The sequence below is a fragment of the Pseudomonas sp. genome (assembly GCF_049653025.1).
Classification (GTDB): Bacteria; Pseudomonadota; Gammaproteobacteria; order Pseudomonadales; family Pseudomonadaceae; genus Aquipseudomonas.
The window spans coordinates 283,247-298,335 of the sequence record NZ_JBASFM010000016.1 but is presented as its reverse complement, the minus strand read 5'-3'; the positions used below and the strand labels follow the sequence as shown (position 1 = coordinate 298,335).

Sequence of the window (15,089 nt, the reverse complement as noted above, 5' to 3'; positions counted from 1 at the left end):
GTTCTGAGGCAATTCGCCTCTACACGGTTTGCCCCAAGGGCAGTAAACTGCACACCCCGCCGGCCTAGCGCCGGCGGTTTTGTTTGTGGTCCGCAGCCGTTTAAAGCGGCAGCTGGCCATTTTTATATCCCAGTCCGCCCTTTACGTGGGCGACTACTGAAGGACATCTGCATGACCGAGAAAGTCGTTGTAGCCGCGCTATACAAATTCGTTTCCCTGCCTGATTTTCACGCACTGCGCGAGCCGTTGCTGCAATGCATGCTAGATAGCGGTGTGAAAGGCACCTTGCTGCTCGCCGAAGAAGGCATCAATGGCACCGTGTCCGGCTCGCGCGCCGCTATCGATGGCCTGCTGGCCTGGTTTGCCCTGGACTCGCGTCTGGCCGATATCGACCACAAAGAGTCCTATTGCGACGAGCAGCCGTTCTATCGCACCAAGGTCAAGCTGAAGAAGGAAATCGTCACCTTGGGCGTGCCCGGTGTCGACCCGAACCAGAAGGTCGGTACCTACGTTGAGCCCAAGGACTGGAACGCGCTGATCTCAGACCCCGAAGTGCTGCTGATCGATACGCGCAATGACTATGAAGTGTCGATTGGCACCTTCGAGGGTGCGGTAGACCCTAAAACCAAGTCGTTCCGCGAGTTCCCCGATTACATCAAGGCGCACTTCGACCCGGCCAAGCATAAGAAAGTGGCGATGTTCTGCACTGGCGGCATCCGCTGCGAGAAGGCCTCCAGCTATATGCTCGGTGAAGGTTTCGAAGAAGTCTTCCACCTCAAGGGCGGCATTCTCAAGTACCTGGAAGAAGTGCCGCAGGAACAGACCAAATGGCAGGGCGACTGCTTCGTCTTCGATAACCGCGTCACCGTGCGCCATGACCTGACTGAGGGCGACTACGATCAGTGCCACGCCTGCCGTACGCCGGTGTCGGTGGAAGACCGTCAGTCCGAGCTTTACACCCCGGGCGTCAGCTGCCCGCATTGCTGGGACTCGCTACCGGAGAAGACCCGTGCCGGGGCCCGCGAGCGCCAGCGCCAGATCGAACTGGCCAAGGAGCGCAATCAGCCGCATCCGCTGGGCTACAACCCCCGTCAATCCCGCGAGGCTTAAGCATGCAAGCACGCTTGCTGTACGTGATGGACCCGATGTGTTCATGGTGTTGGGGCTTTGCCCCGGTGCTCGAGTCCCTCGCCGAGCAGGCCGCCGCCGCGGGCGTCAGTTTGCAGCTGGTACTCGGTGGTTTGCGCCGTGATGGCGTGGCCATCGATGCCGCCGCCCGGGTGCGCTACCTGGGTTACTGGCAGGCGGTAAATGCCAGTACCGGGCAGATGTTCAATTTCAACGCCGGGTTGCCCGAGGGCCTGGTCTATGACACCGAGCCGGCCTGCCGCGCGCTGGTCACGGCGCGCAACCTCGACCCGCAGAGCGTCTGGCCGCTGGCGCAGCTGATTCAGCGCGCCTTCTACACCGAAGGCGTCGACGTCACCCGCGCCAGCGTGCTGGTGGGCCTGGCCGAGCGCGCCGGTATTCCTCGCATCGAGTTTGCCGAAGCCTTCGACAGCGCCGCCTCGCGCGCCGCCACTGCCGCCGATTTCAGCTGGGCGCAGGATCTGGGTATTGCCGGGTTCCCCACCCTGCTGGCCGAGCGCAATGGCCAACTGGCGTTGCTGACCAATGGCTATCAGCCTCTGGAAGCCCTGCAACCGCTACTCAGCCGCTGGCTGGAGCGTGTGGCGCATGCCTGATCGCCTGAGTTGGGCGGAAGTCCGCCGGCTGGCCCTGCACCACAAGAAAGCCCTGATCCTGGCCAACCTGATTGCGGTGTTGGCCACCCTGTGCAGCGTGCCGATTCCCTTGCTGTTGCCGCTCTTGGTCGACGAAGTGTTGCTCAATGACGGTGACGCCGCGCTCAAGGTGATGGACAACTTCCTGCCTGGGCAATGGCAAACCGCCGCCGGCTATATCGGCCTGATGCTGGTGCTGACCCTGTTGCTGCGCAGCTTCGCGCTGGTGTTCAACGTGCTGCAGGCGCGGCTGTTCGCCCGCTTGTCGAAGGACATCGTCTATCGCATTCGCATTCGCCTGATCGAGCGGCTCAAGCGCATTTCCCTGGGCGAATACGAAAGCCTCGGCGGCGGCACGGTGACTACACACCTAGTCACCGACCTGGACACCCTGGACAAGTTTGTCGGCGAAACCCTTAGCCGTTTTCTGGTGGCCATGCTCTCGCTGGCCGGTACCTCGGCGATCCTGATCTGGATGCACTGGCAGCTGGCGCTGTTGATCTTGCTGTTCAACCCGTTGGTGGTCTACGCCACGGTGCAGCTGGGCAAGCGGGTCAAGCACCTGAAGAAACTGGAAAATGACAGCACCTCGCGCTTTACCCAGGCGCTGACCGAAACCCTTGACGCGATTCAGGAAATCCGCGCCGGCAACCGCCAGGGCTTCTTCCTCGGTCGTCTCGGTGGCCGCGCCCAGGAAGTGCGTGACTATGCCGTGGCCTCGCAGTGGAAGACCGACGCCTCGAACCGCGCCAGTGGCCTGCTGTTCCAGTTCGGCATCGACGTGTTCCGCGCCGCGGCCATGCTCACCGTGCTGTTCTCCGATCTGTCGATCGGCCAGATGCTCGCGGTGTTCAGTTACCTGTGGTTTATGATCGGCCCGGTCGAGCAGCTGCTCAGCCTGCAATACGCCTTCTACGCAGCCGGTGGCGCGCTAACGCGGATCAACGAACTGCTGGCGCGCAAGGATGAGCCGCAGTATCCCGGCCGCGTCGATCCGTTCAAGGGCCGCGACACCGTGGGTATCGAAGTCAGTGGTTTGACCTTTGCCTATAACGACGAGCCGGTGCTTAACCAGCTCAACCTGAGCATCGCCCCAGGCGAGAAGGTCGCTATCGTCGGCGCCAGCGGCGGCGGCAAGAGCACCCTGGTGCAGCTACTGCTCGGGCTGTATACGCCGCAGGCCGGGACCATACGTTTTGGCGGCAGCAGCCAGGAAGAGATTGGTCTGGAAGGCGTGCGTGAGCATGTAGCGGTGGTGCTGCAGCATCCGGCGCTGTTCAACGATACGGTGCGCGCCAACCTGTGTATGGGTCGTGAACGGGGCGATGACGCCTGCTGGCGTGCGTTGGAGATTGCTCAATTGGCCGACACCATTCGCGGTTTGCCACAAGGTCTGGACAGCATTGTCGGCCGCTCCGGCGTGCGCCTCTCCGGTGGCCAGCGTCAGCGTCTGGCGATAGCCCGTATGGTGCTGGCTGAGCCGAAAGTGGTGATTCTGGATGAAGCCACTTCGGCCCTGGACGCCGCTACCGAATACGCCTTGCACCAGGCGCTCAACCAGTTTCTGCATGGCCGCACCACGCTGATCATTGCTCACCGCCTGAGTGCGGTTAAGCAGGCCGATCGAGTGTTGGTGTTCGACGGCGGCAGCATCGCCGAAGACGGTGGCCACCAAGAGCTGATTGCCGAAGGTGGGCTCTACGCCAAGCTCTACGGCCATCTGCAGCACTAGCAAAGCATTAACCGCATCGTTACTTCGCGGGCATGTCCGGCTCCTACCAGCGTAGGAGCGGGCCATGCCCGCGATTTGTTATGGGTTTCAATCAGGGCTGAGCCCCTGCAGCCTCGCACCTGGCAGTTAAATCGACCGCTTTGTAAATTTATCGTTACGCATGGCGGGTGCTTGCAGTCAGCAAACACGCTGTTTTGCTGGGTGTATTAAAAACTTGCCGAATGCCTCGGTCACGCCAGGGCCGAGGCGGTCTGAGCCCGCTTGTTAGCGGGGCTGCGCTCGGTTGTTATGAGATCAATCCGCGCCGTTGCATCCCTTGCAGCGGCTGATCAGAACAACAACCAGGAGGCGCAATGAACGCCGTGAACAAAATCGAACAGCACAACCCTATCGGCACCGACGGCTTCGAGTTCGTGGAATACACCGCGCCGACCCCGGAAGGCATCCAGCAACTGCGCCAGCTGTTCACGGCCATGGGCTTTACCGAAACCGCCAAGCACCGCTCGAAAGAGGTCTGGCTGTTCCAGCAGAACGACATCAACTTCGTGCTTAACGGCAGCCCAACCGGGCATGTGCGCGAGTTCGGCCTGAAGCACGGCCCGAGCGCCTGCGCCATGGCCTTCCGAGTGAAGAACGCGGCTCAGGCGGCGGCCTATGTCGAGGCCCACGGCGCGACGCTGGTCGGCAGTCACGCCAACTTCGGCGAGCTGAATATTCCGTGTGTCGAGGGCATCGGCGGCTCCTTGCTGTATCTGGTAGATCGCTACGGCGACAAGAGCATCTACGACGTCGACTTCGAATATATCGAGGGCCGTACGGCCAGCGACAACTCGGTCGGCCTGAAAGAGCTGGACCACCTGACCCACAACGTCAAACGCGGGCAGATGGACGTGTGGTCGGGCTTCTACGAGCGCATCGCCAACTTCCGCGAGATTCGCTACTTCGACATCGAAGGCAAGCTCACCGGCCTGCTGTCGCGCGCCATGACCGCGCCCTGCGGCAAGATCCGCATCCCGATCAACGAGTCGGCCGACGACAAGTCGCAGATCGAGGAATTTATCCGTGAGTACCAGGGCGAGGGCATCCAGCATATCGCCCTGAGCAGCGAGGACATCTACGCCACCGTGCGCCAGCTGCGCGCCAATGGCGTGGATTTTATGGTCACTCCTGGCACTTACTACGACAAGGTCGATACCCGCGTGGCCGGGCATGGCGAGCCGACCGCTGTGCTGCGTGATCTGAGCATCCTGATCGACGGCGCGCCGGGTGATGACGGCATCCTGCTGCAGATTTTCACCAATACTGTGATTGGCCCGATCTTCTTCGAGATCATCCAGCGCAAGGGTAACCAGGGCTTTGGCGAGGGCAACTTCAAGGCGCTGTTCGAGTCCATCGAGGAAGACCAGATCAAGCGCGGCGTAATCTCCGAGGAGTGATGCGATGAGCCGTAACTGGATCAGTTTTCCCCTGCGTGAAGGCGAGTGTTCGCGCCAGGCGCACTGCGACTTTCCCGAAGGCACCTACGAGCGTGAGATGGGTCGCGAGGGCTTCTTCGGCCCCACCGCGCACCTGCACCATAAGCATCCGCCCACCGGCTGGATCGACTGGGAAGGGCCGCTGCGCCCCCATGCGTTCGACTTCAACGAGATCGCCAGCGAGCGTGATTGCCCGCTGGCCGCACCGCTGACCCTGCATAACAGCGATGTGAAACTGCGCGTGTGGAAAACCCACGGCGCGATGCGCCATCTGGTGCGCAACGCCGATGGCGATGACCTGCTGTTTATCCATGAGGGAGCAGGGCACTTCTACTGCGATTTCGGCCACCTGAGCTACCGCGACGGCGATTACCTGCTGATCCCGCGTGGCACCGCCTGGCGCATCGAGGCCAGCGAGCCGACCTTTATGCTGCTGATCGAGAGCACCGACGGTGCCTATCAGCTGCCGGACAAGGGCCTGCTTGGCCCGCAGGCGATCTTCGATCCGGCGGTGCTCGATCATCCGCGCATCGATGAGGCCTTCAAGGCCCAGCAGGATGAAAACACCTGGCAGATCCGCATCAAACGGCGCAACCAGATCAGCACCGTGACCTACCCCTACAACCCGCTGGATGTGGTCGGCTGGCATGGCGACAACACCGTGGTGCGCCTCAACTGGCGTGATATCCGCCCGCTGATGAGCCACCGTTACCACCTGCCGCCGTCGGCGCACACCACCTTCGTGGCCAATGGTTTTGTGATCTGCACCTTTACTCCGCGTCCGGTGGAAAGCGACCCCGGCGCGCTGAAAGTGCCGTTCTATCACAACAACGACGATTACGACGAAGTGCTGTTCTACCACCGGGGCAACTTCTTCAGCCGCGACAATATCGAGCAGGGCATGGTCACCTTGCATCCGTGCGGCTTTCCTCACGGCCCGCACCCCAAGGCGTTGAAGAAGAGCCAGGAAGCGCCGGCGACCTTTATCGATGAAGTGGCGGTGATGATCGACACCCGCCGCGCTCTGGAAGTCGGCGAAGCCGCTGCCGGTGTAGATGTTCCCGAATACGTGAATTCCTGGCGTGCGCCGGGCAAGGAATCCTGATGAAACTCGCATCACTGAATCAAGGTCGCGACGGCATTCTCGTTGTGGTGTCCCGCGACCTCAGTCGCGCCACCGAAGTCCCGGCAATTGCCGTCACCCTGCAGGCCGCGCTGGATAACTGGACGGTAACTAAACCCAAGCTGGAGGCGGTGTACCAGCGTTTGAACGATGGCCTGGAGCAGGGCGCATTCGCCTTCGAGCAGAGCGCCTGCCACAGCCCGTTGCCGCGCGCCTATCACTGGGCCGATGGCAGCGCCTACGTCAATCATGTCGAGCTGGTGCGCAAGGCGCGCGGTGCCGAGATTCCGGAAAGCTTCTGGCATGACCCTTTGATGTACCAGGGCGGTGCCGACAGCTTTATTCCGCCGCACAGCCCGATCCAGATGGCCGACGAGGCCTGGGGTATCGACCTGGAGGCTGAGATCGCGGTGATCACCGATGACGTGCCGATGGGCGCAACTGCTGCCGAGGCCGCCGGGCATATCCAGCTGCTGATGCTGGTCAACGACGTGTCGCTGCGCAACCTGATTCCCGGTGAGCTGGCCAAGGGCTTTGGCTTCTATCAGAGCAAGCCGTCGTCTAGCTTCTCGCCCGTGGCGATCACCCCGGATGAGCTGGGTGATACCTGGCGCGATGGCAAGGTGCATCGGCCACTGGTCTCGCATATCAATGGTGCGCTGTTCGGCCAGCCGGATGCTGGCGTGGACATGACCTTCAACTTCCCGACGCTGGTCGCCCACGCCGCCAAGACCCGCCCGCTGGGCAGCGGCACCATCATCGGTTCCGGCACCGTGTCGAACTACGACCGCAGCGCCGGCTCTAGCTGCCTGGCAGAGAAGCGCATGCTGGAAATCATCGAGAGTGGCGAGGCGAAAACCCCGTTCCTCAAGTTCGGTGACCGCGTGCGCATCGAGATGTTCGACGCCGCTGGCCACAGCCTGTTCGGCGCGATCGACCAGGCGGTGGAGCGCTATGAACACTGAGTTGACGCTCTACGGTTACTGGCGCTCCAGCGCGGCCTACCGGGTGCGGATTGCGCTGAACCTCAAGGGCCTGGCCTACCAGCAAGTGCCAGTGCACCTGGTCAAGGACGGCGGTCAGCAGCACTCGGCCGAGTATCAGGCGCTAAATCCGCAGGAGCTGCTGCCGCTGCTGGTGGACAAGGGCAATGGTGGGGTGCGCATCGCCCAGTCGCTGGCGATTCTTGAATACCTTGATGAGGTCTTCCCGGTGCCGGCGCTGCTGCCCAGCGATGCCGCGCAACGCGCCCAGGTGCGTGCCCTGGCGCTGCATATCGCCTGCGACCTGCACCCGCTGAACAACCTGCGGGTGCTGCAGTACCTGAGCGGCGAGCTGGGGGTGGGCGAGGCGGCCAAGGACGCCTGGTACCAGCACTGGCTGCACAAGGGCCTGGCTGCAGTCGAGGCGGGGCTGGCGGTGTTCAATGATCGTCTGTCGCTTGGCGAGCGCCCTGGATATCTGGAAGCCTGCCTGGTTCCGCAACTGTATAATGCGCGCCGTTTTAACTGTGACCTCGATGCGTACCCACGCATTTTCGCCATGGCGGCGCGTTGTGAGTCTCTGGATGCCTTTAAGCAGGCCGCGCCGGAGGTGCAACCCGACGCACAGTAATCCCAGCCGGCCAAGCCGCCTGGGTTGGGCGAACCCGGCTCCATAAAAGCCTTGCCACTCCGTCGCGCCACAAGTGCGGCGGGTTCTATTTCGTCACAGATAAAAACAAACAGGTGACGCATGACTCGTGAAAAACCCAAGAACCTCTGGCTCTCGCGCTGGGGCTTTATCCTCGCGGCAACCGGCTCCGCCGTGGGCCTGGGCAATATCTGGAAGTTTCCCTACATCACCGGCGAATACGGCGGTGGTGCGTTTGTGCTGATGTACCTGGCCTGCATCCTGGCCATCGGTATTCCGGTGATGATGACCGAGATCGCCATTGGCCGACGCGGCCGTGGCAGCCCCATCGATGCGATCGGTCGGGTGGTCAAGGAAAATAACGGCAATCCGCTGTGGAAGGCGGTCGGCGGCATGGCCATGCTGGCCGGCTTTATGATCCTGTGTTTCTACGTAGTAGTGGCCGGGTGGGCCTTTGCCTATACGTGGAAGATGCTCGATGGCTCGCTGGCGGCCACCACAGTCGAGCAACTCGGCGGAGTGTTCGAGGCGCATAATGCCAACCCCTGGCAGCTGGGCGGCTGGAGCGTGCTGGTGGCGCTGCTGACCCTGTGGATCGTCGGCAAGGGCGTGCAGGCCGGGGTCGAGAAAGCCTTTCGCTGGATGATGCCGGGCCTGGCGGTGATGCTGCTGGTGCTGGTGGGCTACGCCTTTACCAGTGGCAGCTTCAAGGCTGGGTTCGACTTCCTGTTTACCTTCGATGCCTCGAAGATCACCGGCGAAGCGCTGCTGGCGGCGCTGGGTCATGCCTTCTTCACCCTGAGCCTGGCCTCCGGCGCGATTCTCACGTACGGCTCGTATATTCCCGATGGTCAGTCGATCACCCGGACCACCTTTATGGTGGTGGTCTGCGACACCTGTGTGGCTTTGCTGGCAGGGCTGGCGATCTTTCCGATCATCTTCGCCAACGGCATGAGTCCAAGCGCAGGGCCGGGGCTGATCTTTATGAGCCTGCCGCTGGCCTTCCAGCAGATGCCGTTTGGCACCGCCTTTGGCGTGCTGTTCTTTGCCATGGTCTCGGTGGCAGCGCTGACCTCGGCCATTTCGATGATCGAGGCGCTGGTCGCCTATCTCAACGAGAAGCACGGCGTCAGCCGGGTCAAGGCCGCCACGGGCTCTGGCGTGTTGCTACTGGTGATCAGCCTGCTGGCGATGCTCTCGTTCAACTTGCTGGCCGGCTGGACGCCTTTGGGCAAGAACTTCTTCGACTGGCTGGATTACCTGACTTCGCGCTGGATGATGCCGTTGGGTGGGATCTTTATGGTGCTGCTGGCCGGTTACGCCCTGCGCAGCGAGATCATGCGCGATGAGCTGGACCTGCCGCCGCTGGGCTATGCGCTGTGGCTGTTTATGGTGCGCTACGTCAGCCCGGTGCTGATCATGGTGGTGTTCCTGCATGCCCTGGGCTGGTTGATGTTTGACCCGATTGGCCAGTGGTACTGGATTGCCGGGGCCATCGGCCTGCTGGCGATATTGGGTGAAGTGCTCAGGCCGCGCGTCGTGCCGGTACTCGCTGGGCGTTAATCGCGCTAGTTGAGCCTTAGTAGAGAAGGGCGCACGGGCAAAAGCCGTGCGCCCTTTTTGTTGCCGGCAGGCCAACTTCCCGAGCGCCTGTCGCCCGGCTGGCCGCGCAATTGCCGGGCTGTATATACTGCCCGGCGTTCCGTGACCTGATGCCTGCGCGCATCCACGCTTGCCCTGGCCAATAAGCCTTCGACCATTCCGCTGGATCACAAGTCCCGCGGGTTCGTTCCTGTCACGGAACTGACCGACAGGTGACCGCATGCCACGTATTCGTCTTTCCTGCTGCCTGCTTCGAGGTGTGCGCTGATGTCTGAACAGCTGCATGCCGGCCCGCTCAAGCGCGGCCTGAAGAATCGCCATATCCAGTTGATTGCCCTTGGTGGCGCGATCGGTACCGGCCTGTTTCTCGGTTCGGCCGGCGTGCTGCAGAGCGCCGGGCCGTCGATGATCCTCGGCTACGCCATTGGCGGCTTTATCGCCTTTCTGATCATGCGCCAGCTCGGCGAGATGATCGTCGAGGAGCCGGTGGCTGGCTCCTTCAGCCACTTCGCCCACAGTTACTGGGGACCGTACGCGGGTTTCCTCTCCGGCTGGAACTACTGGGTGCTCTACGTGTTGGTTGGCATGGCCGAACTGACAGCGGTGGGCAAGTACGTGCAGTACTGGTACCCGGATATCCCCACCTGGGCCACGGCGGCGGCGTTCTTTGTGCTGATCAACGCGATCAATCTGGTCAACGTGAAAACCTTCGGCGAAACCGAGTTCTGGTTTGCCATCATCAAGGTGGTGGCGATCATCGGCATGATCCTGCTCGGCCTGTACCTGCTGGTCAGCGGCGCGGGCGGTGAGCAGGCGAGCATCACTAACCTGTGGAGCCATGGTGGTTTCTTCCCCAATGGCGTCAGCGGGCTGGTGATGATGATGGCCATCATCATGTTCAGTTTTGGCGGCCTGGAGCTGGTCGGTATCACCGCCGCCGAGGCCGATCAGCCGAAGACGGTGATCCCCAAGGCGATCAATCAGGTGGTCTACCGCATCCTGATTTTCTACATCGGCGCGCTGACCGTGCTGCTCTCGCTGTACCCCTGGGACAGCCTGGTGGCGAGCCTCACCGCCGGTGGCGATGCCTATGGCAGCAGTCCGTTCGTGCAGATTTTTTCGCTGATCGGCAGTGACACCGCCGCGCACATCCTCAATTTCGTGGTGCTGACTGCTGCGCTGTCGGTCTACAACAGCGGTGTGTACTGCAACAGCCGCATGCTCTATGGCCTGGCCGAGCAGGGCGATGCCCCGAAGGCGCTGATGAAGGTCAACAAGCGTGGTGTACCGGTGCTGGCCATTGCGGTGTCAGCGGCGGTGACCCTGCTCTGTGTACTGGTTAACTACCTGGCGCCGAAATCAGCGTTGGAACTGCTGATGTCGCTGGTGGTGGCATCCCTGGTGATCAACTGGGCGATGATCAGCCTGACCCACATCAAGTTCCGCAAGGCCATGCAGAGCAAGGGCGTGGAACCGAGCTTCAAGGCGTTCTGGTTCCCGCTGAGCAACTACATCTGCCTGGCCTTCGTGCTGTTTATCCTCGGCGTGATGTTGATGATTCCGGGCATCCAGGTGTCGGTGTACGCCATGCCGTTCTGGGTGCTGTTTATCTGGATCTGCTACCGCCTCAAACTGGCGGCCAGTCGCCAGGGTTAAACCGCACTGCAATAAAAAAGCCCGGCTTAAGCCGGGCTTTTTTATACGCGGGGTAACTAGGTTTGGAACTGCAACACCGAGCTCTGCATGCTGCGCGCCACGCGGTCCAGGCTCTGCGCGGCATCCGCCAGTTCGTGCACGGTGCGGCTGTTCTGTTGCGACATCTGGGCGATATGTTCGACGCGCAAGGCCACTTCGCTGCTGGCTTTGCTCTGCTCGGTGATGGTGTGGGAAATCTCTTCCACCACCTCGGCTGCACGGTGCGCGCCGCCACGGATCTCGTTGATCGATTCGCCGGCCTGGCGCGCCAGAGCAACGCCGTCGTTCACCCGAGTGACCCCGGTCTGCATGCTGTTGACTGCCTGCTCGGTGCTGCTGCGGATACGTTCGATCATCCCGGTGATTTCCTGGGTCGATTGCGCGGTACGCGCCGCCAGGTTACGCACCTCATCGGCAACCACGGCGAAACCGCGACCGGCCTCGCCAGCCCGCGCCGCTTCGATGGCGGCGTTGAGGGCCAGCAGGTTGGTCTGTTCGGCGATGCTCTTGATCACTTGAATGATTGAATGGATTTCCTCGGATGACTGGCCCAGCGCGGTGATGGTCGCCGAGGACTCGTTGACCGCTTCGGCGATGCGGCTCATGCCATCGACCACGCCCATGATCACTTGGCCGCCGCTGCTGGCGAGCTGTTCCGACTGTGAGGAAATATCCTGGGCATTGCGCGCATGGCCGGCGATCTGGTCGATGTTCTGGATCATCTGCTCCATGGCCGCCGCCATGCTGGCGGCGCTGTCGGATTCTTCACTGGTGCTGCGCACGATGTTCTGTGAGGCACCGTTGAGGCTGTGTGCGGTTTGCTGCAATTGTTCGCCCTCGCTGCGGATGCTGTCGATCATCGTGCGCAAGTTGCCCTGCATCTCGGCCAGGGCCTGTTGCAACTGGCCGGCTTCGTCATTGCTGTCGACATTGATTGTGCTGCGCAGGTTGCCCTGGGCAATGGCACGGGCCACCCCGATGATTTTTTCCAGAGGCCGCAGCACGGCCTTCATCAGTTGGCTGGTGAGCAGGCAAAGCAGGCAGCAGACCACGATAATTCCGCCAATCAGCAGCCAGGCGGCTTGCTCTACGGCGCTTTCACTGTCGCTGCGGGTTTGTGCCGAGTGCTGCTCGATCAGGCCGCTGAGCGCTTCGTTCTTTTCTTCCAGCTCGCCGAAGCTGGCATCGAAGGCCGGCATTTGTTGGCGCGCGGCCTGTGGATCACTGAGGGCCAGGCTGACGATGCGTTCAGCCTGCTGTATATAGTCGGCCAGCGCCGGCTGCGACTGGCTGATGGCCTGGCGAATGTCGGCGCTCAAGGGCAACTTGGCGTTGTCGTTGAGGGTGCGGGTAAACCACTCGCTGTGCTCGCGTAGGTCGTTGCGCACCTGGCTGGCGGCAGCGCTGTCGGCGGGGTCGATATAGAACGCAGCGAGCACATCGGCGCGCAAGGCGTCGTGCATCATGTCGCCTTCGAGGTGATTGCGCAGGGCGCTGACACTCAGCTGGTTTTCATTCAGGGCGCTGGCCAGGCGGGTTTGCCCCCAGAAACCGATACTGCCGAGTAGGGCGGCGGCCAACACACTGATGGCACCGCAGGCGATCATTTTTTGCCGGATATTCATGCTCAAATCCCAACGAGTGGTGGTTGGGGTTAAGCCTAGACCATGCAACTGAGCAGGCCCTGGCAGGCCTACGCCATCCACTGTTTAGCGGGCTGGTGCGGATTTACTCAGCTCACTGGTCCAGGCAATAAGCGGCACCTCGACCTCGGACTGCCAGATGCGCGTCCACCGCAGCTGCAGGCGCGACAGGTCGCCGCGTTCTAAAAGCTGCCTGGAGCAGTTTTTAACGTCGCGTAGCGACGGCTCGTAGGGTGGCCGCCATGGACGGCAGGCTATAAAACAGGCTGATGCGCTCGCATCGGCCTATTTTTTATGCCCTTTCGCAAGCCTTGTAGCCGTCAATCAGCCGAAGCGTTCCTGTAGAAATTCCACGAAGCTGCGCAGCTTGGGCGAGCGATAGCGGTCCGGCAGGTAGACCGCGCTCATCGGCCTGCTGGGGAGCTCATAGCTGGGGAAGAGTTGCACCAGGCGGCCCGCCCGCACATCGGCCTCCAGCAGAATCGCCGGTTGCTGCACGATGCCCAAGCCCTCTAATGCCGCGACCCGCAGCGCCTGCCCCTGATTGACCTGCAGGCGACCCGCGACCGGCACACGGTAGCTGCCGTCTTGGTCGCTCAGGCGCCAATGGCTCAGCGCGGCGGTCGAAAAAGCCAGGCATTCATGTTCGCTCAGTTCCTCCGGCTTGCCCGGCGTACCCCGGCGCGCCAGGTACGCGGGGGCGGCGCAGATCATCAGCCGATAAGGTGCCAGCGGCTTGGCGATCAGGGCCGAATCCGGCAGTTCGCCGATGCGGATGGCCGCCTCGAAGCCTTCCTCCAGCAGATCCACCACCCGATCGGACAAGACCAGATCGACGCTGACCTGGGGATAGCGCTCGAGGTAATCCGACAGGATTGGCATCAGCGCTTCGCTGCCGAAGGTCACGGGGGCGCTGATGCGCAACTTGCCCGCAGGTGCCAATTGCAGGCTCTGGGCCTGGGCATCGGTTTCGGCCACCAGCCTGAGGATTTCCTTGCAGCGGCCGTAGTAGTCCTCGCCGAAGGCCGTTAGGTGCTGGCGCCTGGTGGTGCGGTTGAGCAGTTGCATGCCCAGGCGTTTTTCCAGGGTGCGCAGATGGTTGCCGGCCATGGTCGAGGAGATGCCGCACGCCGTGGCGGCGGCACTGAGGCTGCCTTTTTCGACGGCCAGAACGTACACCTGCATGCTGTCGAGTAGATCCATTGGCAATCCATGCTTTCAAATGAATAAATAGAATCGCAGTTTATCCACTCTCTATTTTTAATAAAACTGCTGCTTCCTCGTTGCGGTGCCACATCAGCGGCACTGTGATTTCGCACAGTTGGTGGCCCGCAGGTTTTCGCGCCGCGAGCTTGCCGACTCGACAGCTGTTTTATTGGAGAGAAAGACCATGAAAGCCATTGAACTCACCGCACCCGGTCTCGTCGCGTTTCGCCAGACCGAACTGCCCGAGCCGCAGGTCGCGCCTGGCGAGGTGCTGGTGCGCCTGCGCGCCGCTACCTTGAATTTCGCTGACGTGGCCGTCGCCACGGGTGCCTTCCCTGGGGCGACCTTTCCGATGATTCCGGTTGCCGATGGTGCGGGCGAAGTCGCCGCACTGGGCGAAGGCGTCAGCGGCCTGAGCATTGGCGAGCGAGTGATCCCGCACTTTATGCCGAATTGGCAAGGCGGGGCCATGACGTCGCGCCATGTGGCGGCGATGCGTGGCATCACGCTGCCGGGCTCGCTTGCCGAGTACGTGGCCGTGCCCGCCAATAGCCTGGTCGCGTTGCCGGCTCACCTGGATTTCGTCCAGGGCGCTGCGCTGCCCATAGCCGCGACTACGGCCTGGAATGCCGTGCGTTCGGCCCAGCTGCGTCCCGGCTCGGTAGTGGTGCTGCTGGGAACCGGCGGGGTCAGTATCTTCGCCTTACAGTTCGCCAAGGCCTCCGGTGCCACCGTGATACTCGCCTCGTCGTCCGATGAAAAGCTGGAGCGGGCGCGCCAGCTCGGTGCCGATTACCTGATCAACTATCGCGCCACGCCGGCCTGGGACGAGAAAGTGCTGAGGCTCACCGAGGGACGCGGTGCCGATCTGGTGGTGGAGACGGTTGGCGGGGCGACCTTCGCTCGTGCGCTCAATGCGGCCGCTATGGGCGGCACGGTGTTTACGGTCGGCTTTGTCAGCGGCACGGCCGTCTCGATCGACCTGCTGCCGATCATCGTCAAGGCCTTGCGCATAGTCGGTAATAGCACCGGTTCAGTGGCCGACCTGGGGGAAGCAGTCCGCGCCATTGCTGCTCACCGCATAGTGCCGGTAATCGACCGGGTGTTTAGCCTCGACGAGACCGGCGCGGCCTATGCCGAGCTCAGCGCCGGCGGGCGGCACTTCGGCAAGCTCGGCATAGTCCATTAAGCCAGCTG

12 protein-coding genes and 1 pseudogene are annotated in these 15,089 nt (G+C 62.1%); 10 read left to right on the top strand and 3 right to left on the bottom strand.

Annotated features, from left to right (window positions below; all coding sequences use genetic code 11):
* The first annotated feature begins 171 nt into the window (after window positions 1-171).
* The 9 genes from WBK23_RS13180 to WBK23_RS13140 all read left to right on the top strand — a co-directional run bounded on the left by WBK23_RS13180 (window position 172) and on the right by WBK23_RS13140 (window position 11,004).
* Window positions 172-1,110 (top strand): rhodanese-related sulfurtransferase, encoded by a 939-nt coding sequence (locus WBK23_RS13180; protein ID WP_424484392.1) that lies wholly within the window; start codon window positions 172-174, stop codon window positions 1,108-1,110.
* 2 nt (window positions 1,111-1,112) lie between these two features.
* On the top strand, window positions 1,113-1,745 hold the full coding sequence (locus WBK23_RS13175; RefSeq protein WP_424484391.1) for a DsbA family protein: 633 nt from the start codon (window positions 1,113-1,115) through the stop codon (window positions 1,743-1,745).
* Window positions 1,738-3,516 (top strand): ABC transporter ATP-binding protein, encoded by a 1,779-nt coding sequence (locus WBK23_RS13170; RefSeq protein ID WP_424484390.1) that lies wholly within the window; start codon window positions 1,738-1,740, stop codon window positions 3,514-3,516. Before WBK23_RS13175 ends, WBK23_RS13170 begins: the two co-directional genes overlap by 8 nt.
* Before the next feature lie 353 nt (window positions 3,517-3,869).
* Window positions 3,870-4,952, top strand: a complete 1,083-nt coding sequence (gene hppD / locus WBK23_RS13165; RefSeq protein ID WP_424484389.1) for a 4-hydroxyphenylpyruvate dioxygenase — start codon at window positions 3,870-3,872, stop codon at window positions 4,950-4,952.
* A gap of 4 nt (window positions 4,953-4,956) precedes the next feature.
* On the top strand, window positions 4,957-6,096 hold the full coding sequence (locus WBK23_RS13160) for a homogentisate 1,2-dioxygenase (protein ID WP_424484388.1): 1,140 nt from the start codon (window positions 4,957-4,959) through the stop codon (window positions 6,094-6,096).
* On the top strand, window positions 6,096-7,079 hold the full coding sequence (locus tag WBK23_RS13155; RefSeq protein ID WP_424484387.1) for a fumarylacetoacetate hydrolase family protein: 984 nt from the start codon (window positions 6,096-6,098) through the stop codon (window positions 7,077-7,079). The genes WBK23_RS13160 and WBK23_RS13155 overlap by 1 nt, the downstream gene beginning before the upstream one ends.
* Window positions 7,069-7,728, top strand: coding sequence for a maleylacetoacetate isomerase (gene maiA, locus WBK23_RS13150; protein ID WP_424484386.1), 660 nt, complete (start codon window positions 7,069-7,071; stop codon window positions 7,726-7,728). The genes WBK23_RS13155 and maiA overlap by 11 nt, the downstream gene beginning before the upstream one ends.
* Before the next feature lie 120 nt (window positions 7,729-7,848).
* Entirely contained in the window at window positions 7,849-9,309 is a 1,461-nt protein-coding gene (locus WBK23_RS13145) for a sodium-dependent transporter (RefSeq protein WP_424484385.1), read from the top strand.
* Window positions 9,310-9,615: 306 nt separating this feature from the next.
* Window positions 9,616-11,004, top strand: a complete 1,389-nt coding sequence (locus WBK23_RS13140) for an amino acid permease (protein WP_424484384.1) — start codon at window positions 9,616-9,618, stop codon at window positions 11,002-11,004.
* A 56-nt stretch (window positions 11,005-11,060) separates the two neighbouring features.
* On the opposite strand, the gene WBK23_RS13135 is transcribed toward WBK23_RS13140, so the two are convergent.
* The 3 genes and pseudogenes from WBK23_RS13135 to WBK23_RS13125 all read right to left on the bottom strand — a co-directional run bounded on the left by WBK23_RS13135 (window position 11,061) and on the right by WBK23_RS13125 (window position 13,889).
* Window positions 11,061-11,774: a methyl-accepting chemotaxis protein gene (locus tag WBK23_RS13135; RefSeq protein ID WP_424484546.1), complete on the bottom strand. Its 714-nt coding sequence runs from the start codon at window positions 11,772-11,774 to the stop codon at window positions 11,061-11,063.
* Between the two features lie 144 nt (window positions 11,775-11,918).
* Window positions 11,919-12,668, bottom strand: a pseudogene (locus tag WBK23_RS13130) (HAMP domain-containing protein); the annotation flags it as partial.
* 342 nt (window positions 12,669-13,010) lie between these two features.
* The gene (locus WBK23_RS13125; protein WP_424484383.1) at window positions 13,011-13,889 is read right to left on the bottom strand and encodes a LysR substrate-binding domain-containing protein; all 879 of its coding nucleotides are present in this window, start codon (window positions 13,887-13,889) and stop codon (window positions 13,011-13,013) included.
* A 187-nt stretch (window positions 13,890-14,076) separates the two neighbouring features.
* On the opposite strand from WBK23_RS13125, the gene WBK23_RS13120 reads away from it, so the two are divergent.
* Complete coding sequence (locus WBK23_RS13120; protein ID WP_424484382.1) at window positions 14,077-15,081, top strand: zinc-dependent alcohol dehydrogenase family protein; 1,005 nt, start codon at window positions 14,077-14,079, stop codon at window positions 15,079-15,081.
* The last annotated feature ends 8 nt before the right edge of the window (window positions 15,082-15,089 follow it).

Coding starts and splice junctions, on each gene's coding strand:
- WBK23_RS13180 (WP_424484392.1), top strand. CDS start 172: ATGACCGAGAAAGTCGTTGTAGCCGCGCTATACAAATTCGTTTCCCTG.
- WBK23_RS13175 (WP_424484391.1), top strand. CDS start 1,113: ATGCAAGCACGCTTGCTGTACGTGATGGACCCGATGTGTTCATGGTGT.
- WBK23_RS13170 (WP_424484390.1), top strand. CDS start 1,738: ATGCCTGATCGCCTGAGTTGGGCGGAAGTCCGCCGGCTGGCCCTGCAC.
- hppD (WP_424484389.1), top strand. CDS start 3,870: ATGAACGCCGTGAACAAAATCGAACAGCACAACCCTATCGGCACCGAC.
- WBK23_RS13160 (WP_424484388.1), top strand. CDS start 4,957: ATGAGCCGTAACTGGATCAGTTTTCCCCTGCGTGAAGGCGAGTGTTCG.
- WBK23_RS13155 (WP_424484387.1), top strand. CDS start 6,096: ATGAAACTCGCATCACTGAATCAAGGTCGCGACGGCATTCTCGTTGTG.
- maiA (WP_424484386.1), top strand. CDS start 7,069: ATGAACACTGAGTTGACGCTCTACGGTTACTGGCGCTCCAGCGCGGCC.
- WBK23_RS13145 (WP_424484385.1), top strand. CDS start 7,849: ATGACTCGTGAAAAACCCAAGAACCTCTGGCTCTCGCGCTGGGGCTTT.
- WBK23_RS13140 (WP_424484384.1), top strand. CDS start 9,616: ATGTCTGAACAGCTGCATGCCGGCCCGCTCAAGCGCGGCCTGAAGAAT.
- WBK23_RS13135 (WP_424484546.1), bottom strand. CDS start 11,774: ATGGAGCAGATGATCCAGAACATCGACCAGATCGCCGGCCATGCGCGC.
- WBK23_RS13125 (WP_424484383.1), bottom strand. CDS start 13,889: ATGGATCTACTCGACAGCATGCAGGTGTACGTTCTGGCCGTCGAAAAA.
- WBK23_RS13120 (WP_424484382.1), top strand. CDS start 14,077: ATGAAAGCCATTGAACTCACCGCACCCGGTCTCGTCGCGTTTCGCCAG.